This is a genomic window from Mesorhizobium sp. M7A.F.Ca.CA.002.04.1.1 (assembly GCF_004022805.1).
Classification (GTDB): domain Bacteria; phylum Pseudomonadota; class Alphaproteobacteria; order Rhizobiales; family Rhizobiaceae; genus Mesorhizobium; species Mesorhizobium ciceri.
Map to the genome: position 1 here is coordinate 1 of NZ_RZPL01001060.1, position 1,298 is coordinate 1,298.

A 1,298-nucleotide genomic window follows, 5' to 3' on the forward strand; every position below is an offset into this window, starting at 1 on the left:
CGGTGCTGTTTGCCCTATTTCTGGCTGGACCAGAACGGGCAAAATGGTGCAGATTTGAGTCATGGCCAGGGGATCGCGAGCGGAACGGCCGGCGGTCCCAGGCAATTCAGGGAGAGAGAGATGAACATTGCTCCGGGCAAGAATGCCGTCGGCAATATCCCGTTCGACCAGGCAAGGGTCGACCGGCTGATGGAGGAGGCCGGCATCGATGTGCTGCTCGCCACCTCCAAGCACAACACGCAATACCTGCTGGGCGGTTACAAGTTCATCTTCTTCGCCGCCATGGATGCGATCGGCCACAGCCGGTACCTGCCGATCGTCGTGTACGAAAAGGGCGGGCCGGACCATGCCGCCTATATCGGCAACCGCATGGAGGGCGGCGAGCACCAGAACAATCCGTTCTGGACGCCGACGCTGCACGCCGCCTGCTGGGGCACGCTCGACGCCGCCAACCTTGCGGTCGAGCACCTGCAGAAGATCGGCAAGGCCGGCGCGCGCATCGGCATCGAGCCTGGCTTCCTGCCATCGGACGCCTATACGCTGATCCGCAAGGCGTTGCCGGATGCCAGGCTGATCGATGCGACCGACATGCTGGAGCGCATGCGCGCCATCAAGACCGATGCGGAGCTGGAGAAGCTGCGCACGGCCTCCGAACTGATCACCGATTCCATGCTGGCGACCATTGCCTGGGCGCGTGAAGGCACGACTAAAAGCGAGATCATCGAGCAGCTGCGGCGCGAGGAAACCAATCGCGGCATCCATTTCGAATATTGCCTGCTGACGCTGGGTGCCAGCCACAACCGCGCCGCTTCACCGCAGGCGTGGAAAAAAGGCGAGGTGCTGTCAATCGATTCCGGCGGCAATTATCACGGCTATATAGGCGACCTCTGCCGGATGGGCATTCTCGGCGAACCGGATGCCGAGCTGGAAGATCTGCTGGCCGAGGTCGAGACGGTGCAGCAGGCGGCCTTTTCAAAAGTCAAAGCGGGCACGCTGGGCGGCGACATGATTTCGCATGCCGAGGGCGTGCTGAAGGCTTCGAAGGTCGCGCCCTACACGGATTTCTTCGCCCATGGCATGGGGCTGATCACGCACGAGGCGCCGTTCCTGATGACCAACCACCCGGTGACCTATGAAGGCACCTATGCGGCCAAACCGCTGGAGAAGAACATGGTGCTGTCGGTGGAGACGACCATGCTTCACCCGACACGGGGCTTCATCAAGCTGGAAGACACGCTGGCGGTGACGGAGAGCGGATACGTGATGTTCGGTGATCGGGGCCGGGGGTGGAACAGGGG

General features: G+C 62.2%; 1 protein-coding gene. It reads left to right on the forward strand.

Going from position 1 to position 1,298, the window contains the following annotated elements; all coding sequences use genetic code 11:
- Positions 1-120 precede the first annotated feature (120 nt).
- The coding region (locus ENZ75_RS32075) for a Xaa-Pro peptidase family protein (RefSeq protein ID WP_140736587.1) at positions 121-1,298 on the forward strand (1,178 nt) is incomplete at its 3' end.